General features: G+C 61.5%; 17 protein-coding genes and 1 riboswitch. Of the genes, 11 read left to right on the top strand and 6 right to left on the bottom strand.

Translation table 11 applies throughout. From position 1 onward, the window contains the following. Positions 1 to 66 precede the first annotated feature (66 nt). The 5 genes from C6Y62_RS12720 to C6Y62_RS12740 all read right to left on the bottom strand — a co-directional run bounded on the left by C6Y62_RS12720 (position 67) and on the right by C6Y62_RS12740 (position 5,142). Positions 67 to 882, bottom strand: coding sequence for a sulfite exporter TauE/SafE family protein (locus C6Y62_RS12720; RefSeq protein WP_083509589.1), 816 nt, complete (start codon positions 880 to 882; stop codon positions 67 to 69). A 220-nt stretch (positions 883 to 1,102) separates the two neighbouring features. Beyond that, positions 1,103 to 1,846, bottom strand: coding sequence for a sulfite exporter TauE/SafE family protein (locus C6Y62_RS12725; protein ID WP_173954216.1), 744 nt, complete (start codon positions 1,844 to 1,846; stop codon positions 1,103 to 1,105). A gap of 115 nt (positions 1,847 to 1,961) precedes the next feature. Then, positions 1,962 to 3,425: a sulfate adenylyltransferase subunit 1 gene (locus tag C6Y62_RS12730; protein WP_173954217.1), complete on the bottom strand. Its 1,464-nt coding sequence runs from the start codon at positions 3,423 to 3,425 to the stop codon at positions 1,962 to 1,964. Then, positions 3,425 to 4,330 (bottom strand): sulfate adenylyltransferase subunit CysD, encoded by a 906-nt coding sequence (cysD, locus tag C6Y62_RS12735; RefSeq protein WP_068461287.1) that lies wholly within the window; start codon positions 4,328 to 4,330, stop codon positions 3,425 to 3,427. Before cysD ends, C6Y62_RS12730 begins: the two co-directional genes overlap by 1 nt. After that, positions 4,327 to 5,142: a phosphoadenylyl-sulfate reductase gene (locus C6Y62_RS12740; RefSeq protein ID WP_173954218.1), complete on the bottom strand. Its 816-nt coding sequence runs from the start codon at positions 5,140 to 5,142 to the stop codon at positions 4,327 to 4,329. Before C6Y62_RS12740 ends, cysD begins: the two co-directional genes overlap by 4 nt. A gap of 761 nt (positions 5,143 to 5,903) precedes the next feature. On the opposite strand from C6Y62_RS12740, the gene C6Y62_RS12745 reads away from it, so the two are divergent. The 10 genes from C6Y62_RS12745 to C6Y62_RS12790 all read left to right on the top strand — a co-directional run bounded on the left by C6Y62_RS12745 (position 5,904) and on the right by C6Y62_RS12790 (position 18,385). Next, the gene (locus C6Y62_RS12745) at positions 5,904 to 6,458 is read left to right on the top strand and encodes a cold-shock protein (protein ID WP_157066678.1); all 555 of its coding nucleotides are present in this window, start codon (positions 5,904 to 5,906) and stop codon (positions 6,456 to 6,458) included. An 8-nt stretch (positions 6,459 to 6,466) separates the two neighbouring features. Next, positions 6,467 to 6,967, top strand: coding sequence for a DUF192 domain-containing protein (locus C6Y62_RS12750; RefSeq protein WP_173954219.1), 501 nt, complete (start codon positions 6,467 to 6,469; stop codon positions 6,965 to 6,967). 209 nt (positions 6,968 to 7,176) lie between these two features. Next, positions 7,177 to 7,389, top strand: a riboswitch (cobalamin riboswitch). A gap of 231 nt (positions 7,390 to 7,620) precedes the next feature. Then, positions 7,621 to 9,981, top strand: coding sequence for a TonB-dependent siderophore receptor (locus C6Y62_RS12755; protein WP_173954220.1), 2,361 nt, complete (start codon positions 7,621 to 7,623; stop codon positions 9,979 to 9,981). 52 nt (positions 9,982 to 10,033) lie between these two features. Next, positions 10,034 to 11,509 carry a PepSY domain-containing protein gene (locus tag C6Y62_RS12760; protein WP_173954221.1) on the top strand — a complete coding sequence of 492 codons (1,476 nt, stop codon included), beginning with the start codon at positions 10,034 to 10,036 and terminating at the stop codon, positions 11,507 to 11,509. Positions 11,510 to 11,756: 247 nt separating this feature from the next. Next, positions 11,757 to 13,247 (top strand): MFS transporter, encoded by a 1,491-nt coding sequence (locus tag C6Y62_RS12765; protein ID WP_173954222.1) that lies wholly within the window; start codon positions 11,757 to 11,759, stop codon positions 13,245 to 13,247. A 150-nt stretch (positions 13,248 to 13,397) separates the two neighbouring features. After that, the gene (locus tag C6Y62_RS12770) at positions 13,398 to 13,841 is read left to right on the top strand and encodes a host attachment protein (RefSeq protein ID WP_173954223.1); all 444 of its coding nucleotides are present in this window, start codon (positions 13,398 to 13,400) and stop codon (positions 13,839 to 13,841) included. A gap of 176 nt (positions 13,842 to 14,017) precedes the next feature. Further along, on the top strand, positions 14,018 to 14,431 hold the full coding sequence (locus C6Y62_RS12775; RefSeq protein WP_173954224.1) for a hypothetical protein: 414 nt from the start codon (positions 14,018 to 14,020) through the stop codon (positions 14,429 to 14,431). 150 nt (positions 14,432 to 14,581) lie between these two features. Then, complete coding sequence (locus C6Y62_RS12780) at positions 14,582 to 16,801, top strand: TonB-dependent receptor family protein (RefSeq protein WP_173954225.1); 2,220 nt, start codon at positions 14,582 to 14,584, stop codon at positions 16,799 to 16,801. A 4-nt stretch (positions 16,802 to 16,805) separates the two neighbouring features. Next, positions 16,806 to 17,330, top strand: a complete 525-nt coding sequence (locus tag C6Y62_RS12785; protein WP_173954226.1) for a copper uptake system-associated protein — start codon at positions 16,806 to 16,808, stop codon at positions 17,328 to 17,330. A 41-nt stretch (positions 17,331 to 17,371) separates the two neighbouring features. Then, the gene (locus tag C6Y62_RS12790) at positions 17,372 to 18,385 is read left to right on the top strand and encodes a DUF1775 domain-containing protein (RefSeq protein ID WP_173954227.1); all 1,014 of its coding nucleotides are present in this window, start codon (positions 17,372 to 17,374) and stop codon (positions 18,383 to 18,385) included. A gap of 93 nt (positions 18,386 to 18,478) precedes the next feature. Here C6Y62_RS12790 and C6Y62_RS12795 read toward each other — a convergent pair whose 3' ends face one another. After that, positions 18,479 to 18,904 (bottom strand): VanZ family protein, encoded by a 426-nt coding sequence (locus tag C6Y62_RS12795; protein WP_173954228.1) that lies wholly within the window; start codon positions 18,902 to 18,904, stop codon positions 18,479 to 18,481. Positions 18,905 to 19,556: 652 nt separating this feature from the next. Here C6Y62_RS12795 and C6Y62_RS12800 point away from each other — a divergent pair. Continuing rightward, the gene (locus tag C6Y62_RS12800; protein WP_173954229.1) at positions 19,557 to 20,591 is read left to right on the top strand and encodes an NAD-dependent epimerase/dehydratase family protein; all 1,035 of its coding nucleotides are present in this window, start codon (positions 19,557 to 19,559) and stop codon (positions 20,589 to 20,591) included. The last annotated feature ends 349 nt before the right edge of the window (positions 20,592 to 20,940 follow it).

Raw genomic sequence — 20,940 nt, forward strand, 5'->3', positions numbered from 1 at the left:
ACGACGCTGGCCGCGCGTGCGCGTTCGCAGGCTCGGAGCTCTCGCGGGAACTCAGTGCATCAGCGCTCAGTGCGCCAGCGGGCCGATGAGGGAGTAGGCCGCCCAGCCCAGCACCAGCGCCAGCACGACGCGCAGCACCCAGTCCGGCACCATGCTGGTGATGCGCGATCCTAATGCGATGCCCGGCACCGAGCCGATCAGCAGCAGGCCCAGTATCGTCAGATCGACGTGGCCCATGCCGAAGTGGCTGATGCCCGCCAGGAAGGTGAGCGGGATGGCGTGCACGATGTCGGTGCCGATCAGGCGGCGGGCCGACATGGTGTGATACAGCACCGTCAGCGCCACGACGCCGATGGCGCCCGCGCCGACCGACGTGAGCGCGACAAGCACGCCCAGGATGATGCCTAGCGCCAGCGTCGGGGCGCGCCGCACGGGCGGATTGTCAGTCGCAGCGGCGCCGTTGCCATTACGGTTGGCGCGCCGCTTCAGCAGCGGATAGGCGGCGACACAGAGCGCGCTGATGACAAGCGCGGCGGCAAGAACCTCACGGATGATGATCGACAGCACGTGCACATCGGGCTTGGTGAGGTACATCCACGCCAGCACGGCCGCAGCACCCGGCAAGCTGCCGAGCGCCATCCATTTCACGATCGGCCAGTCGACGTTGCCGAGCCGGTTGTGACGCCAGGCTGCCGATGCCTTGGTGATCGAGGCGAACAGCAGATCGGTGCCGACTGCAAGAATGGGCGGCACGCCCAGGCCCGAAATCAGAAACGGCGTCATCAGTGAGCCGGCGCCGACGCCGGTCAGCCCCACCAGAAAGCCAACCGCAAAGCCGCCGATGATGACGACCGGCCAGCCGGTTGAGAAAAACAATTCCATCAGGTGCCGATCAGCGATTCAATTGTCCGCGCCGGGAACGCCGGACGCTCCGTTATGTTGAACAGACCGGACAGCGCTTAGCACGTCTGGCCGACGAAACTGAAATGCGCGGTGCCCCGTAGAGTGCTTCCGGAAAAGTGGGAACCGGCTTTCCGACAAGAAGCACGAGAAAACAAACGTTTAGAGTCTTTCCGCGATTCAACGAAACGCTGATAAGGCTCTATGTGAGTGCCGAGATGATGGTGCGAAGGCTCAGGATAACGACCACGCAGCCGACCAGGATCATCAAGGCTTTGTCCGGCAACACCTTGGTTGCGTAAGCGGCGAAGGGCGCAGCGATGATGCCGCCGATGATCAGACCGGCAATGATGGGCCACAGGTCGAGGCCGATGGTCATGATGAAGGTGGCCGAAATCGTCAGCGTGACGAAAAACTCAGCGAGATTGACCGAGCCGATGGCATAGCGCGGTTTGGTGCCCTGGCCGATCAGCGTCGAGGTGACGATCGGACCCCAGCCGCCGCCGCCGATGGAATCGAACAGGCCACCGAAAAATCCCAACGGCACAACCCGCGACGGCTGAGCACCCTCAGACGGGCGGCTCGCAACCGCTTTCCAGACGATCAGCACGCCAAGCAGCAGCAGATAGGCGCTGATGAACGGACGGATGGTGTCGCCATCGATATTGGTGAGAACGTAAGCGCCGAGCGCGCCGCCGATCATGCCGGGTACGGCGAGGCGGACCAGCAGCTTGCGATCGACGTTGCCGAGTTTCCAGTGGGCCGTGCCCGAAACCGCGGTGGTGAAAGTTTCAGCCGCGTGCACGCAGGCGCTGGTGGTGGCCGGCGGCACACCCATGCTCAGCAGCACCGAGGAGGACGTGACGCCATAGGCCATGCCGATAGCACCATCCACCATCTGCGCGGCGAAGCCGACGGCGACAAACAGCAGAAAGTCTTCCCACATGCGGCGAAACTAACCTTTTAATGATCGATAGAGCGACGGATTAATCCATATAACGGACGCTGCGGCCACAATAAAAGGAGCCGTCTCCGGCTCCTTTTTACTCAATCTCGGCGGATCAGATGTCGATCTTTACCTGCACGCCGGCGGACTGCAGCAGCAACGCTGCTTCGTTGGCGCGGCGCTGGAATTCGCGGCGGTCTTCGTCGCTTTCGCCCAGATCGCGGCACAGACCCCGCGTCAGCAATTCGCGCGTCAGATGGAATGCGCCTTCATTGCTTGCTTCGCCCGCGGTTGCGGCGGTGATGACGCCACCGGCAACGCTGGCGCCCGTCAGCGCATCGACGATCAGAAACACGCCCGTCGGCTGATTGTCGGCGAACGTGTCGACGGCAATCGGCCTGCCAAGCGTGATGGAGGCGTTGGCGATGTCGTTGACTTCAACAGTCGTCGCCGGCTGCACGGCCAGAGATTCCAGATCCAGCAGCGACGACACCGTAATGTCGGCAATCGGCGCCAGATCCGTTCCGGTGCGCAGGAGATAGCCGTTGGCGTTGTCGAACGGCGTCTCCCACAGCCAGATGATGCGGGCTTCGATCTGACCGGCCACGATGGGCAGTGCGCTATCGGCGGCTGAAATGACAGCGCCGCGTGCCACGTCGATGTCGGTGTCGAGCTGGATGGCAACGGCCTGACCCTGACGCGCGATTTCCAGATCGTGGTCCATGGTAGCGATGCGCAGCACGTGTGCGCTCTGGCCGCTCAACACGTCCGTTACGCGGTCGCCGACGCTGACATAGCCGGAAGCAACAGTGCCAGCGAGGCCGCGGAAATCAACGCCATCGCGCAGCACGGTCTGTACCGGCAGCCGGAAGGGACCGCGCGGGGCAACGTCACGCGCCTGCGTCTTCTCAAGGTATTCCAGCAGATGCGGGCCGGAGTACCACGGCATGTGCTCCGACTGATGGGCGATGTTGTCACCCGTTACAGCGGAGACAGGAACCGCGATCGCATCACGGAAGCCGAAGCGCAGCGTCAGCTTGCGGAAATCAGCTTCGATGGCACGGAACTTTTCCTGCGACCAGTCAACCAGATCCATCTTGTTGACGGCCAGGATAACACGGCGCACGCCAACGATGTCGAGAATGGCCGCATGGCGCCGGGTCTGGCGCTTCACGCCATGACGCGCATCGACAAGCATGATCGCAACGTCGGCATGCGAAGCACCCGACGCCATGTTGCGCGTGTACTGCTCATGGCCGGGGCTGTCGATGACGACGAAGCGGCGCTTATCCGTATCGAAATATCGCCATGCGATATCAATGGTGATGCCTTGCTCGCGCTCAGCAACGAGACCGTCGAGCAGCAGTGAATAGTCGGGCTGACCGCTGGCGGTGGTGGACTTGTCGATCAGAGCGCGCTGATCGTCGGAAAGGTCGGACGCATCATAGAGCAGGCGCCCGATAAGCGTGGACTTGCCGTCATCAACCGAGCCGCAGGTCAGAAGATGCAGGATGCCGTCCAGCTCCTGTTTGAGGGCAGGCGCAGTGGCTTCGCGCCGGATAGCAGTGACCGCTGTCATCAGAAGTAGCCTTCCTGCTTCTTGCGCTCCATCGCGCCGGTTTGGTCATGGTCGATAAGCCGGCCCTGGCGTTCCGATGTGCGGGCGCCAAGGGTTTCGGTTACGACGCTTTCAAGATCGTTTGCGGTCGAGGCTACGGCGGCGGTCAACGGCCAGCAGCCCAGAGTGCGGAACCGCACGCTGCGCAGTTCGGGAACTTCGTCGGGCTGCAGCGGCAGGCGGTCGTCATCGATGACGAGCAGCTGGCCATTGCGCACGATAGTAGGACGCTCGGCCGCGAAATAGAGCGGCACAACGTCGAGGTTTTCGCGGGCGATGTAACGCCATACGTCGCGTTCGGTCCAGTTCGACATCGGGAACACGCGCACCGTTTCACCGGGGCCGAGGCGACCGTTCAGCAGGTTCCACATTTCGGGGCGCTGGCGGCGCGGATCCCAGCGGTGACCGGGCGAGCGGAACGAGAACACGCGCTCTTTCGCGCGCGAGCTTTCTTCATCGCGGCGCGCGCCACCGAAGGCCGCGTCGAAGCCGTACTTGTCCAGCGCCTGCTTCAGCGGCTGCGTCTTCATCACGTCCGTGTAAACGGATGGCGAGTGATCGTACGGATTGACGCCCCGCTTCAGCCCGTCCTCATTCGTGTGCACGATGAGATCGAGGTTGAAATCACGCACCGTCTTGTCACGGAACGTGATCATGTCGCGAAACTTCCACTTGGTGTCGATGTGCAGCAGCGGAAACGGCAGCTTCTGCGGCCAGAACGCCTTGCGGGCGAGGTGGAGCAGAACAGTCGAGTCCTTGCCGATCGAATACATCAGCACCGGCTTGCGGAACTGAGCCGCAGCCTCACGGAAAATGTGGATCGCTTCTGCTTCAAGCAGATCAAGGTGCGAAAATTGCGCGCTCATGCGGCGGCATCCTTTTGGCGGGGGCGATTGTGCAGGCCGCACTCTTTACCGTCTTCGTTCTCCCACCACCAGCGTCCTGCGCGAATGTCCTCGCCGGGGCGGATGGCGCGCGTGCAGGGCTGGCAGCCGATGGAAGGGAAGCCGCGGTCGTGCAGCGGGTTGATCGGGATGGCGTTGTCGGCCACGAAAGATTCCAGGCGCTCTAAGCTCCAGTCCGCAAGCGGGTTGAGCTTGACCAGACCGTCCGTTGCATCCCAGGCCGCAAAGGGCACATGGGCGCGACCGGAGGACTGCTCACGCCGCAGGCCCGTGACCCAACCGGTGGCGCCGTTCAGTGCGCGCTTCAGCGGCCGCACCTTGCGCACGTCACAGCAGGCCTTGCGGTTCTCGATGGCCATGCGGAAGCCATAGATGCCGTCGCGCGCAACCAGCTCTTCAACTTCGTGCGCCTCCGGGAACATCACGCGGATCTTGAGACCGTAGACGTTCTCGCTGGCTTCGAGGGTGTCGAGCGTTTCGGGGAAGTGGCGGCCGGTATCCAGAGTAAAGACATCGATGTTGGCGCCGCTGCGGGCGATGCCGTGCAGAACGGCCTGATCCTCGATGCCAAGGCTGGTAGAGAAAGTGATGCGGCCGGGAACAGCGCGGGTGATCTCAAGCAGCCGCTCTTCGAGGCTGTCGATCTCACTCAGGCGTTGATCAAGCGCATCCGCTTCGGCCACCCAGTCATGGGGTGTCGAAGTGGGCGAAGGCTGGCGGATGGCACGGGGCGAAGCGTTGGCGGCGCCCGCATTCGAGGTTTTCGTCGGCATAGTGGTCCCTAAATCCTCAAGGCCGAACGTAGTGGAAACCTTATTCTACTTAAAGCTATAGTCAGAAATAAAAATAGTATCACATTCCCCATCATCCGGAGGGGTGGAATTTTTTGCCAATCCGAGGCTTGGGGGAACGCCGTCCCGAAAGCTCCAGCCTCACCGTCAGCCATGTGCCGCGCCAGGGCGCCGAGAGCCACTACAGAAGCCGTCTGAGCCCGGCTGGACCCGCCTAGTCGCAAGACTGCTTGTGGACAGCAGCCTTTATAGCGCCCGGCCTTCTTATTCGCAGCCAAATCGCCCCTGATGATTCGCTTGCCGATTCGCTCTTTTCAGCTGCGGTCGGAAATGATCCACAGCATGTGGATAAACGAATCAGTGCCGCTGCAATACGTCAGTTCACGGGCTCAATTTGCAAAGACGGATTCATTCGGAGAGCTGTGCCCAAGTTGATCCAGATGAAAATGTGGGGATGAAATAATAACCCATAAAAGCCAGCAAAACCAATACCTTGTTTGGTGTGCTTTAATGTGGACATCCCCGTGACATTCCTGCTGCAAGTGCTTTGCGGGAACAAACGAACTGGCGGGCAGGTTAACAAATGGTATTCTTCACGTGCTTCGCGACGTCGCCGGCCATGAAGAGGGCTCTTCCATGAGTAGGCGGCGTTCGGAGGCGTAAAAAGCAAACGTTTGAGAAAGTAGCGGGGTACCACAATGGGGGATTCTTCAGAGCGTCCGGATTTTCCGCAGTTCGAGCCTATGGCCGACATGTCGAGAGAACGGGCCGAAGAAGCCGGTGTCGAAGTCTTCGAGGTCGTCGGATCCATTAAATGGTTCGATGCATCAAAGGGTTATGGCTTTATCGTGCCCGACAACGGGCTGGCCGACATCCTGCTGCACGTCACCTGCCTGCGCGCCGGTGGTTACCAGACAGCCTACGAAGGTGCCCGGGTTCACGCTGAGATCCTGCGCCGTCCTAAGGGGATGCAGGCATTCCGCATTCTTAGCATGGACGAGAGCACTGCGATCCATCCCTCGCAGCTTCCGCAGCGTACACACGTTATCGTTACGCCCGAGAGTGACTGGGAGCGGGCCATGGTAAAGTGGTTTAATAGGGTACGAGGCTTCGGCTTCCTGACGCGTGGCGAAGGAACACCGGACGTGTTCGTACATATGGAAACACTGCGGCGCTTCGGCTTCACCGAGCTGCGTCCGGGTCAGATGGTCATGGTTCGCTGGGGTCACGGCTGTAAGGGCTGCATGGCTGCCGAACTGAGGCCGGATGGTCAGCCGGGGCTGCCGCCAACGCACTGATAAGGGCGATGGCAAAATTGCAAATTCATCAGAGCAGGGCTGCCCGTGGGGCGGCCCTGTTTGTTATGGCGATCGGCACGGCGGCGAGTGTTGCTCTGGCCGATGTGCAGATGCGTGTCGAAAAGCTCTGGCTGCTGCCGTCCGATGGTCGCGAGCTGGCCATCGACGTCGAGATTGCGGACGATGCCAAGCAGAAGGCGCTTGGCCTCATGTTCCGTACCGAGCTGGCGGACAACAAGGGAATGCTGTTCCCCTACGGTGAGCCGCGCGAGATCAGCATGTGGATGCGCAACACGTACATCCCGCTGGATATGCTGTTCATCAAGCCGGATGGCGTCATCCATCGCATCGAGGTGCGCACCGAACCCCTGTCCGAGCGCATCATCGCGTCCGGTGGTCCGGTCTCGGCTGTGCTTGAGCTGGCGGGCGGAGCAACGCAGCGGTTGGGCATCAAGGCAGGCGACCGGGTTCGCCATCCCAGCTTTTCGTCGGCCAGCCCGGAAAACTGAAACGCCGCTTCCACCGCAAATCGAACAGACTGTTTTCGCGGTTCGCGTTAGCAGCTGCCCCGCGGCGCGCATCGCATGCTGCGGCTAAAGTCTGGTGGCCAAATCCGAATTATCGCGGACAAGCGCCAGAGGCCGGCCGTGTCTATAAGGCACGGATAGCTGTTGCTAAACAGCCACGTCGAATCTGTGCGGGCATTGCCCAGCCGCGTTCTGCATTGACTCATGTGGCCCCGACAGGCGCAGATGCAGAGGTGACGTTCAAGGGAACGCGGTGAGGCATACGCCAAAACCGCGGCTGCGCCCGCAACTGTAATCGGTGAGCTTTTCCGCACACGCCACTGGCGGCCGCATAGGCTGCTGGGAAGGCCGGATAAAGCGCCAGAGCCGAGAGCCAGGAGACCTGGCGTCACAAGTCGCCCTTTGCCGTGCGGGCCGCGCGGTAAAACGGAAACCCGTAGTGGCGACTGATGTGCGACCGTAGGGAAGCTACGTCAGGTTTGTCGTTCTACGGTGTCATTTCCTGACACCAGCTGTTTAGCCAGCGCCATCGGTGCGCATCACGGCGGGTGCTGCTGTGATGTATCGCGGTGTGCGGTAGAGTTGCGTTCCGGCGTGTTTCCCTCGGTATAGTTTGCGTTACTGGGGGTAGTGTTGTGTCCAAGCGTTCGGCGTCCCGCGCGTTCCATCCATCCATAAGTGTTTCGTTCGGTGCCCTGGCTGCGGCCACCGCATTCATGCTGGGAGCAGCCGACGCCAATGCGCAGTCGGCGGCGGTTCCTGCCGATGAACTGCCAGCGCTCGTTGTCGAGCCGGCGGCCAAAAAGAAAAAAGCTCCGGTAGCCAAGAAAAAGAGCGCGCCTGCCTCGGCCGCTGCTCCCGTTGCCGTGGCTGCGCAGCCACCCCAGACGGCAACTGCGACCGAAACCGCAGAGTCGAGCGCCTCGCCGCTCTATGCCGATCCCGGCCCCGGCGTGAACCTGGACGTGCCGAACACCACCGGCAGCCGCTTAGGCCTGACGCCGCTCGAAACGCCTGCAAGCGTCAGCATCATCTCCGGTCAGACCGCCCGCGAGCGCGGCCAGCACACCATTACCGAGGCTGTGATGCAAAACGCTCCCGGCATTACGATCGCTACAATTCCGGTACTGGGCACAGCCTTCACGGCGCGCGGCTTTGTCGGCAACAATTCCATCACGCGGCTTTACGACGGCACGCGCCTTTATCCGGGCACGGGCGGCACCACATCGTTCCCGTTCAACATGTGGTCCGTCGAGCGCGTCGAAGTTCTGCATGGCCCTGCGTCCATCCTCTACGGCGACGGAGCGATCGGTGGCGCGATCAATGTTGTGCCCAAAAAGCCGATCGTTGGCGCGCAGGTCAACGAGGCGCAGGTCTATTACGACAGCAACAACACACGGCGCGCGTCGATCGATAGCGGCGGCTCGCTCACCGATGCGGTGGCCTATCGCTTCGCGCTCAGCAAGGAAGGGTCGGACGGCTGGGTCGACAACGGCGACTCCGAAAACTTCAACGCCTATGGCGCTCTGCGCATGCAGGTTTCAGACGACCTCGTGCTCTCGGTCTCGCACGATTACGCTGAACGCGAGCCGATGCAGTATTTCGGCGTTCCCTATCGAGATGGCGTGTTCGACAAGAGCATCAAGGACAAGAACTTCAACGTCGCTAACTCGCTGGCCGAGTTCCGCGACGAGTGGACTCAGTTCAAGGCCGAATGGCAAGCCACGGACGGTATCACCGTTCGCAACGTCGCCTATCGTCTGGGCAGCCGGCGCGAGTTCCGCAACGTTGAGGACTACGTGTGGGACACTGCAAACAATCAGATCGACCGGTTCGGCGGGCTGCATATCCGGCAGAAGCAAAACCAGATCGGCAACCGGCTTGACGCCACTGTCCGCAGTAACTTCTTCGGCTTCGGCAACGAGACCGTGGTTGGCTTTGACGTAAACAAGGGCACATTCGACTACGCGAATTACAGCGCCGGGGGTATTCCGAGCGTGAACCCCTTCAACCCCAGTCCAGGTCTGTTCCCGAACCCGCACACGCTCGTGCCGCGGTTCGAATCCGAACTCATGCAGCGCTCGTTCTTCCTGGAGGATCGCCTTGAGCTCAATCGTTACGTCACCGTGGTTGGCGGCGCGCGGTGGGACACGACGACGTTGACGCGTGAAGATCTAGCGAATGCCAACAATGGCTTTGAAAGCGACTTCAACTCGTTCAACTGGCGCGCTGGCGTAGTGGTGACGCCGGTTGAAGGCTTGGCACTTTACGGCCAGTACGCCGTCGGCGCGGACCCTCTGGATGTGCCGCTGCTCGACTACGTGAAAAACATCTCCAACCTCAAGCAGACGACCGGCACCCAGTACGAGATTGGTATCAAGCAATCGCTTTTTGGCGGCGCGGTTGAATGGTCGCTGGCAGCTTATGAAATCGTGAAGAATGACATGTTGATCCGCGGGATCACGCCGGCATTCACTCCGACGCTGCACCAGATTGGTCAGCAGTCGTCGCGCGGCATTGAAGCTACGTTCGGCGCGGAACTTGGCAGCGGATGGCGACTGGATGCTAACGGCGCGCTGCTCGACGCCAAATACGATGAGTTTGCTTACCCCGAAATCGATTGGGTCAATTTTGTTGCTCGAATGGTCGACTACTCGGGTAAGAAGGCAATCATTGTGCCTCGCGAAACCGCGAACATCTGGCTAACCTGGGCGTTCGCTCCGGGCTGGCAGGTTGGCGGCGGCATCCAGTATGTCGGCAGCAGCTACGAAAACTTCGCCAACACGCTAGAGCGGCCTGCCTACACAATCGCGAACGCAGCTCTGCAGTGGAAGCCTACCGCAGCGGCAACACTGGATTTCCAGGTGACCAATCTGTTCGATAAAACCTATGCATCGTACTATCGGACCGATCCGTCGGTCTCGACAGGCAACGATATCCAGGGCTTTGTCGCGCCACCGCGCACGTTTGCGGTATCGCTCGGCTATAAGTTCTGATCCGTCGATCCGCGGACACACTTTCGCATAGCGCCGCAGCAAGAGTTGAGACTTGAAACTGGTAACCACTTCTCCGGTTCGGTGGACAGTCTCGTGGCTGCGGCGCTGGCTTTTCTGGAGCCACCGCTGGCTCGGAGTACTCACATGCCTGCTGTGCGCCATGTGGTTTTTCTCCGGCCTCGTGATGCTCTACGTGCCATATCCCGCGTGGCGGGACGCAGAACGTCTGACGGCATTGCCACGGCTCGATGCCGCCAAAATCAACGTGACACCGAGTGAGGCACTTGCCGCCGTCAATCTCGCCCGGGTGCCGACCGTATTCCGCCTCGAAATGTGGGGCGATGAACCGGTCTACCGCATCGTCGATTTCGGCAAGCCCACCTCCGTCTCCGCGCTGGACAGCCGGTTGATCGCCAGCGTTGATACCAATGCCGCCGCCGAGCGGCTGCAGCGCATCTTTCCCGATAGCCCGGTCAGTCACGCCCGCACAATTCAGCAGGATCAATGGACGGTCTCCGGGTTGTTCTCGCCGCATCGCCCCCTGCATGTGTTCGAGCTTGCGGATGGTCTCGGCACCGAGATTTACGTCTCATCCAAAACCGGCGAGATCGTTCAGAACACCACCCGCAGCGAGCGCATCTGGAACTGGCTCGGCTCGGTGCCGCACTGGATTTATTTCACCGTCATCAGAAGCGATCCGCCGTTGTGGCGTCAGGTCATCATGTGGACGGCGGGCCCGGCTGCCATCGGCGCGGTGCTCGGCATCTGGATCGGTGTGCTGCGCATGCGGCTGCGTAAGCGTTACGCCTCGGGACGGATCACACCCTATCGCGGTTGGATGCGGTGGCACCATCTCAGTGGGCTTGCTGGCGGCGTGTTTGTTGTCGCCTGGCTGGTCAGCGGATGGCTGTCGGTGTCGCCGCTTGGGGTGATCAGCGGCCTGAGCATTGGGCCCGACGATCTTGCCCGTTACTATGGCGCGGGGCGCCCTGCGTTCGCGGCTACATTGCCCACGCTGCGGGCCGCAGTTGACGCGAATACTAAGGAGCTGTCGTTCTCGTGGGTCGAAGGCGCGCCCATCATTATCGCCGATGATGGCGCTGCAAAGCGGGTGCTCGACGCCGGCAGCGGCGAAGCGGCCGATCTCGCCGAGCAGCGTCTGACGACGGCTGCGGCTGTCGTGATGCCGGGAGCTAATATCGCGGCAGTCCAGCGACTGGATGCGCCCGATCTCTATTGGTTTTCGCACCTTGCCCAGCGGCCATTGCCGGTGCTGCGCGTCATGTTCGACGATCCCGCATCCACCTGGCTGATGATCGACCTGACCACCGGGCGCATCGTCGGCGCTCTGGCGCATGGCGACCGGGTCTATCGGTGGCTGTTCGGGTTTGTGCATCAGTATGATCTGCCGTGGCTGCTTGCGCGCCCTCTGCTCCGCCAGGCCCTGATCTGGTTGCTTTCGATGCTCGGCATGGCGGTGTCTCTCACCGGCGTGGTGCTGGCGTACCGCATGTTTCGGCTGCGCTGACAGCCACCGTCGCAAGCCCGCGCGCATCCCTGTTCGCGGTGCGGCCGGCACACAGTCGATCAACCAATGATCTTTTAACGGTGTTGCGCATTGATCGTGCGCATAGCCTGCGGCCGGCACAGTCGGCTACGGACTGATTGATCTCTCACTGCGCCCGCAACTCATACAGGCAACGAAAACTGATCGGGCAGGCGGCGTCCCCGCGTTCCGTATCCGTAGTTCGGTCTGATCCCTGAAGGAGCATCTCATGGCAGCAGGCGAAGCCTGGAGCATGGATTACGTGAAGCGCCAACTCGAAGCGGCGCTGCTTAATCCGATCCGAGCCTTCAGGCCCCGCTACCTGCCGCTGCTGATGGTGTACTTCGCCTATGGTGCGCTGGGGCTGATCGCTGTCGCCGAAGCGTTTTGGGTCAAGAAGGCGCTCACCCTCAGCCCCGCCGAACTCGCCGCGCTCAGCGTCTGGATCACGCTGCCATGGACGGTGAAGATGGTGTTCGGCGAACTGGTCGACGCCGTGCCCATCTTCGGCTCGCAACGGCGGATCTATGTTTTCATCGGCGCGGCGTTCATTGCCGCTGGCATGCTGCTGCTGGCGGGCGCGTCGGGCGGCTGGCTTACCTTTGCCAGCCCGGAGAACCTGTATCGGCTGGGCGCGTTTGTCAGCGTGCTCGGTGTTGTCATTCAGGATGTCGTCGCCGATGCGATGAGCACCGAAGTTGTCGACCGCGAAAATCCCGATGGCACGCCGCGCCCCAAGGAAGATGTCGATCGCGAACTCGGCATGGTGCAGGTGCTGGGGCGGCTTGCGCTGTCGTTCGGCATGTTCTGCGTCGCTGGCCTCGCGGGCTGGATCGCCAGCATCTATTCATATGAAAGCGTGTTCCTCGCCGGTCTCATCATTCCCGCCATATCGGTCAGCGGAGCGCTGCTGATTTCGCTGCGGCCGGTTGAACGGCGCCCCATCGACTGGCGCATTCTCGGCGGCGGTATCGTGTTCGGCATCTTCGTGCTGACGCTTGCGGGTGCTTCGGTGCCGTTCAATCAGGAGATCGTGTTCGCGGTCTCGATGGCGGTCATATGTTCGATGCTGTGGCGCGTGGTGCGTCAGCTCGATCCCGAAACACAGCGCACGATCTTTTTTGCTGCGCTGATCATTTTCATTTACCGCGCCATGCCGCTGGCGGGGCAGGGCTACACCTGGTTCGTCATCGATGTGTTGGGCTTTGATGAAGCGTTCCAGGGCACGCTGGCGCAGATCGGCGCCGCCCTCGCGCTGCTCGGCATGTGGCTGTTTTCCGATGCCATCACGCGCCGTCCGGTTGCGCAGGTTCTGCTATGGCTCACCGTTATCACAACGCTGCTGTCGTTGCCGGCATTCGGTCTCACGCTCGGTCTTGCGGACTGGACTGAGCGTATGTTCGGCTTTGGCGCGCGCACCATCGCCATCATCGACGCGGCGACGACGTCACCTTTCGCGCAGCTCAGCATGATACCGTTGCTGACGCTGGTCGCGATTTATGCGCCAGCGGGTCATCGTGCAACGTGGTTCGCGTTGATGGCGTCGCTGATGAATCTGGCGCTTGTCGCTGGCGCGCTGCAGACGAAATACCTCAACGAGATTTTCGTCATCACGCGCGGCCAATACGACAACCTGCCTTACATCGTCGGCATCAGTCTGGTGATGGGCTTCGTCATTCCCATCGCTGCGATCTTTGCATTCGGCCGACGCCTGAAGTGAGTCCATCAAGCTGCACGGCAGTTGGCTAAAATTGGATGCATTAAGCGTTCGTTGCAGGTGCGTGCCGGCGTCAATGACCTGGTGACACTTCCCACGCACTCTCTTTGCACAGCGAGGCAACAGCCGACGCGCAACGGGAGAGCTTGCAGCATGAAAGCGACAACCACCTGGATTCTGATCGCCGATGGCGCCCATGCGCGCCTGTTTGCAAATCGCGGCCCCGGTAAAGGCATCGAGCAGATTGAAGTCATCAACGGCGATGATCGTCCGGACAGTGAGCTTGTGCGCGACAAGCTGGGGCGCACACACGAATCCGTCGGCGATACCCGCCACGCGATCACGCCGCGTGTCGATCCGCACCGCGAGTTGAAGCGCGCGTTCGCGCAGCATCTGGGTAAGGTGCTGGAGCAGGGGTTGTCGAAGGATGCCTATGACCGGCTGGTGCTGGTCGCGCCGCCGACGGCGCTGGGGGACCTGCGCGAGGTGCTGTCCGAGCCGGTCAAGCACAAGGTCTATGCTGAGCTCGACAAGGATCTGGTGAAGGTGCCTACCAAGGCGCTGCCGGAACACCTGGGTGCGGTGATGCCGATCTGAAGCGCCCTTTCCGCGCGTTGCACTTGTCCGCAGCGCGCGGGATTGCCGTTGTTTGGAACGGCTGTAACAACGGCGCGCTGTTGCGCTGCAATGGGTTTCGAAGCAGCGGTGCAGCCTGTTGCTGGCGTGCTGCTCCGGCACAGGATGGCTTAAAAATGTATGCATGACGCTTGAGAATGCGACACTTCGCGGATACATTCGCGGCCATGATGTGGGGTGTATCGCGTATCCGTAACAGAGTGGCCGCAGCCTTGGCGCTGCTGGGCGTCGCTCTGTACGCGTTTGTGATCCCCGGTCATCTCACCTCACAATTCAACGCGCAGCTTCAGCATGTCTCTCACGCCCTGCTGGCTGAGGCACAGCTTGAAGGCGCCATCTGTGCCACCGACGGCACCGATCCTGCAGCACCGCAAACGGAATGCCCGATCTGCAAGGGCGTAAGCGCGCTGCAGTTAGCCTTGGCACCGCGCTCGGCCGTGACGCTTCCGGTCATGCCGCACGCCGCGCCGATGCCGACGTTCCTGCATGACGATCTGGCATCGTCCACCAATCCCGTTTACCGCAGTCGCGGACCACCTCTCCCAGCCTGACGACGAATGCGCTCGGCTTCGGGCCGCCTGCTGCCTTTGCAGCCCGCCGGTTCCGTTGTGCCAGCGCTGAAGTAATGCGTCGCCGAAGTGCGTGGCAAATGCCTGCGCCTGCACGCACGGCTTCCAGTAATGCGTTGGGGGAATTGAGTAATGTATCGGAGTTCAGGGCTGCCGGTGGCATGTGCCACGGCTGTAGCCGCCCTGTGCGGTCCGCTCGCCGGAGCAGGCGTCGCACAGACAGCAGAGAATGGCGAGGTGGCGTTGCCGCCGGTGGTGGTCGAGCAGACTGCAGCGCCCACGAAGAAGGCCAAGAAAAAGGCCGTGTCCAATAAGGTTGCCGCGCCGTCCAGCGCGCCGCTTGTGCCGTCGGAAACGGCAGCCCCGTCAGCCAATACCGGCGTTGGCGTCACGGTGCGTGCCGGCAGCCTCACGGTGCCGAACACGGCCGAAGCGCAAACGGCGATCCAGCAGACGCCGGGCGGCGTGGCGCTGGTTCCCGGTAGCGCCTATCAGACCTCGACGCCGGCCAGCACGGTCAAGGACGTGCTCGATTACGTGCCCGGTGTGTTCGTGCAACCCAAGTGGGGCGATGACTCGCGCCTGTCCATCCGTGGCTCCGGCCTGTCGCGCAACTTCCATCTGCGCTCAATCCAGCTCTACATGGACGGCATCCCGATCAACACCGCTGACGGCTACGGCGACTTCCAGGAAATCGATCCCACCGCCTACCGCTATACGGAAGTGTTCAAGGGCGGCAACGGGCTGCGCTTCGGCGCCAATGCGCTCGGCGGCGCCATCAACTTCGTGATGCCGACCGGCTATGACGCCGACGCCGCCAAGGTGCGCACGGACTTCGGCAGCTACGGTTTCCATAAGCTGTCGGTCAGCTCCGGCGGCGTTGCCGGCGCGGCCGACTATTTCATCGCTGGCACATGGATGGAAACGGACGGCTTCCGCGATCACTCCGGCGGCGAGAGCTATCGCGGCAGCATGAACGTCGGCTACCGCCTGTCGGAGAACGTCGAGACGCGCTTCTACATCAACGCCAACCACGTCCGCCAGGACATCCCCGGCAGCTTGACGCGGCAGGCGGCGTTGACCACGCCCGATGCGGCCAACCCCGGCAACATCGCGCTCGATCAGAAGCGCAATATCGACACCGTGCGCATCGCCAACAAGACCGCCGTGCGTCTGGCTCCGGGCACGCTGCTGGAATTCGGCGCCTTCGGCGTCGACCGGCATCTGATGCATCCAATCTACCAGTGGCTCGATTACCGTTATCAGGACTATGGCGCCTTCGCGCGTATCGCGGACGAAAGCCGCATCGCCGGCATGCGTAATCGCTTCATCGGCGGCGTGAACCTGCACAACGGCACGCTCGACAACAAGCATTATGCCAACGTCGCTGGGCGCAAGGGCAATCTGGCTTCCAGCTCCGAAGATACCTCTGAAAACCTGTCCGTTTATGCCGAGAACGCGCTGTATGTGCTGAGCGACGTTGCGCTCGTCGGCGGGGTGCAGTTCCTCCATGCCACGCGTGATCGCTACAACCGTATCAACGGGCAGACGAGCCAGACCGAGTTCAATCTGTGGAGCCCCAAGGTTGGCGTGCTGTGGGATGTGACGCCGAACGCGCAGGTGTTCGCCAACGTCTCGCGCTCAGCCGAGGTGCCAAGTTTCGGTGAAAGTTCGGCCGCGTTGGGTGTGGCGTTCACCGACATCCGTGCGCAGCGTGCAACCACCTACGAGATCGGCACGCGCGGCGGCACCGCCGATTACACGTGGGATCTGGCGCTTTATCGTGCCAACATCGACAACGAGCTGCTGTGCTTCACGGCGGCCAACACCTTCGGTAGTGCCTGTCAGGTAGCCAACGCGGACAGCACGATCCATCAGGGCGTTGAGCTTGGCTTCGGGCTGGCCATCGCGCGCGGCGTGCTGACCGAAGGCCGCGACGCGGACGAGTTGTGGCTCAACACCGCCTATACGTTCAACGATTTCCGCTACGATGGTGACGCAACGTGGGGCGACAACGAACTGCCGGGCGCGCCGCGTCACTTCCTGCGCGCGGAGCTGCTCTATAAGCATCCCACCGGCTTTTACTTCGGGCCGAACATCGAATGGGTGCCGGAGGCCTATTACGTTGATAGCGCCAACACTGTGAAAACCGCTTCGTATGCCATTTGGGGTGCGAAGGTCGGCTTCGACAATGGCGGCCCGATCAGCGCCTATATCGAAGGCCGCAACCTTTCCGATGAAGCGTACATCGCCAGTGCAAGCACGTCGGCCAACCTCGGCGGCCTGGATGCGGCGGTGTTTGAACCGGGCACCGGCCGCGCATTCTATGCCGGCGTGCAGTTCAAATGGTGATGCCATGAATTTGCATACAACGCAGCGCTGCGGGCGCTATCTGTTGCGCATCGCAGCCGTTGCGTTTCTCGTCGGCGGCATGTCGATTGCCCCTGCAGTCGCGGATGATGCAAACGACATCCGCGCACTGCTGGCGCAGACGTGGGACAAGCCGGATAATCGTCTCGCTGTCGATCCTGTTGTCATCGTCGAGGGCAACGCGCTCGCAAGCTGGACGCAGGGCGATCGCGGTGGCCGCGCATTGCTGCGTCGAGACGATGGCGGCCAATGGAAAGTGGTGTTGTGCAGCGGTGAGCCGCTGCGCCATGCCAGCACGCTCATTGCCACCGGCATTGCGGAGGCGGATGCCCATGCGCTGGCGGATCGCCTTAACGAAGCGGAAAGCAAGTTGCCAGCGGAGCAGGCGCGATTGTTTTCAACATTTGAAGGCGTGGTGCACGTTGCGGAAGATGACCACCACGGCCACTCTACGCCCGGCGGCAATGATGCGCCCGCAGACAACCATAGCGGCAAACACCACGGCCATTAGCATCGGCTACACTTCGATGCTGCACCTCGGAGAAATACCAAATGACGAATGCCAATACGGGTAAGATCGCAGCTCTGGCAGGTGTGCTGACGCTGGCAATGGCAGGCGGCGCATCTGCGCACGTCTCGCTGGAGCGCAGTGAAGCACCGACCGGTGCGGGCTATAAGGCTGTGTTCAGTGTGCCGCACGGCTGCAAGGGGCAGGCGACGAACGAAGTCATCATCGACATTCCGGAAGGCGTCATCGCCGTTAAGCCGATGCCGAAGGCAGGCTGGAAACTGTCGCTGGAAAAAGGTCCCTATGCGCGCAGCTACGGCTTCTATCACGGCGATACAAAAAGCGAGGGCGTGAAGCGCGTCACGTGGAGCGGTGGTGAACTGGCCGATGAGCACTTCGACCAGTTTGTGCTGTCGAGCTTCATCGCCGCTGAGCTGCCTGCCGACGGCACGCTTGTGTTTCCGGTGACGCAGAAGTGCGCCGATGGCGAACTGCGCTGGGAGCAGGTGGCCGCGCCCGGACAGGACCCGCACAGCCTTGAATATCCCGCGCCGGTTCTGCGTCTCGTGGCGGGCGGTGGTCATGATCACCACCACCACAATCACGGCGCTGCCGCCGCATCATCTGATGTCACTGTAACGCAGGCGTGGACCCGTCCCGTTGCTGCGGCCGGCGGCATGGGGGTCGGCTATGGCAAGATCACAAACGCCGGCAAGGAAACCGACGCTGTGATCGGCGCCAGTTCTGATGCCGCCGAGCGCGTCGAATTGCATGAGACGACGATCAACGATGCCGGTGTCGCCAGCATGAAGAAGGTTGACCGGCTTGAGGTTGGCGGCGGCAACAGCATCGAGCTGAAGCCGGGCGGACTGCACCTGATGCTGATCGGCATGAAGCAACCGGTGAAGGACGGCGACACGGTCAAGGTGAAGCTGAAGTTCGAACATGCGGGCGATGTTGAGGTAGCGCTGAAGGCGCAGAAGACAGCACCCGATGGCAAGACCGATGCGCATGACCATAGTCACGATCATCATGATCACGGCGACCACAAGCACTGAGGTTCAGCGCTTCCCTGACTGGGCGTGGAAAAATAATCCGGCTTGCGCAGATCAATACTGTGCAAGCCGTAACACGCTGCACACCGGCGCGGGTCAGGGGCGCAGAGCGCTGGCTGCTGCGTTACGTCTTGCAATGATCCGGTAATAGCACCAGCGCAGGACGGGGATGGCGATGCGGCCGGCAATTGCGCCCGCGGCGCTAAACATAAAATCGTCGACGCTCGCGATGCGGCCAGCGGTCATGCCCTGACCAACCTCAAGCAACGCGGCGTAGCCGATGAGCAACGCCAGGTCGGCCAGGATGTGGCGGTTGGATCGTAAAAATCCGACCAGGAACGCAGTGCCGGCATAGGCGACGAAATGCTCAAAATTCGCGCCCAGGCCAGTGCGTTGAAGCTGTGCCGCCGGCAGCCATGAGAGCACCGCAAGCGTGGCGAGGCAGGCGATCAGTGCAAGCGTTGCCGGACCGGCGTACCGTTTGCGGAAGGATGACAATTGTCCCGGTGCGGTGAAGAACAAGGCTCTATCGGATCCTGACTAATCGGTGCAATCGCAGAGAGACGCTTTCACGCGCACATCAAAGGCGCGCAGAAACCGAACGAGCCTGCACAGTGACGGCTGGCTGGTGGGTGCAGCATCCGCCCCTGGTGTTGTCGGCGCAGTGAGTGGATGAATTCGTTCCGCGTCATTTGTAGGGCAGGGGGCCGTTGAGGGCACCACAAGTGAAGGTCCATGCATGTAAATTTTCACAATATCTGTCCGGGCTGAGAAAACACCGGTTGCGGTGGTTGGGGGGCGCAATGCCATCAATGGAGTGGGCCAAAGGGCCGGAAAAAGGCCATGCAAAATAAGAAAATCGATCAATACGGCGATGTTAGGGGTGGCCGCGAGGAGAAGCAATATTTTCATTGCCATAGCCTTTCTCGCGCCGACCACCTCGCCGGATATAGCCCGCTGCATGATCGGTGCGGCTGATTTTCATGACGTTGCACAAGGGCACTTTCCCCCGGTGACGGCGCAGACGGCGCCCGATATGTTCGGCGCGCGAGGCATCTATGTTTGCGCGCGGCGCAGCGCAGCGGCGGCATTGGCAAGTGCGCGGTAGCGTAGTGGCATGCCTGGGCGCGCGTTGCCGATGCTCAGACGATTTCTTGAATGCGAAGGAGCGATCATGGGCGACGACAAGGGGCCGACGCGCCGGGTTCTGGTTACTGGAACGGCGGGCTTCATCGGCTTCCATCTGGCGCGGTTGCTGCTGGCGGAAGGGTTTGTCGTTCAGGGCTACGACGGCATGACCGACTATTACGACGTCGCTCTTAAGCAGCGTCGTCACGCCATGCTGCTGCAGACGCCTAACTTCTCGGCAACTGAGGGCATGCTTGAGGATCAAGCGCTGTTCGACGCGGTCGCCGACGCATTCCAGCCGGATGTGATTGTGCATCTCGCCGCGCAGGCGGGCGTGCGCTACAGCCTCGAAAATCCGCGCGCGTACATCGATTCAAACATCGTCGGCACCTTCAACGTGATGGAAGCGGCGCGCCGGCTCAAGGTCCAGCACCTTCTGATGGCGTCGACTTCATCGGTATACGGCGCCAACGACGAGATGCCGTTCAGCGAAACCGAAAAGGCTGACACGCAGCTCACCATCTATGCCGCGACGAAAAAGGCCAATGAGAGCATGGCCCACTCCTACGCGCATCTGTGGGACCTGCCGACGACGATGTTCCGCTTCTTCACCGTCTATGGACCATGGGGCCGGCCGGACATGGCTCTCTACAAGTTCGTAGATGCCATTCTCGATGACCGCCCCATCGACATCTATAACAACGGCGATCTTTATCGCGACTTCACCTACGTAGAGGATCTGGTGCGCGGCATCCGGCTTCTCATCGACGCGGTTCCGCAGCGGCCGGAAACGAAGGATGCGATCGAGCCGGGCGACAGCCTTTCGCCGGTGGCACCGTTCCGGGTGGTCAACATCGGCAATTCCGACAAGGTGCGCCTGCTGGATTTTGTGGAGGCAATCGAAGCGAGCCTCGGCAAGACCGCCATCCGGAATTACATGCCGATGCAGATGGGCGACGTGCCCGCGACATGGGCGAACGCAGGGCTTCTACAGCGGCTGACGGGGTATCGCCCGCAAACCGACTTCCATGACGGCGTTGCCCGTTTCGTGGCGTGGTTCCGCGACTACTACGGCAAGTGAGCAGCCCGCGCGGCCGTGGCCGCAATCTCCGCGTGCTCAAAATGCGCGTTTGGGATTAAACGGTGAATGCTGCCTTGCAGGCGTATATCGCAACGCGATGCATGTGTGTGCTGTTCAAAACGCCGACAAACCTGGCAAATCGGCCGCCGCCGGATTGCTGCTCCGCACTCTCATCGTAGCCCATTAGCCACACCAAATTTGCACATTGATGGCAATGCCCATCTTGGCAGTTTGGAACCTTGCTAAGCGAAGTATCCCGTGGGATACAGCGTTCATGTGCTGTATCTCATGGGATATAGCGAGCGTATCACTTCAAGTACTGAGTTTGTGGGGGTAATCGTGCGTAAAG

It is taken from the genome of Hyphomicrobium sulfonivorans (genome assembly GCF_013306565.1).
Classification (GTDB): Bacteria; Pseudomonadota; Alphaproteobacteria; order Rhizobiales; family Hyphomicrobiaceae; genus Hyphomicrobium_A; species Hyphomicrobium_A sulfonivorans.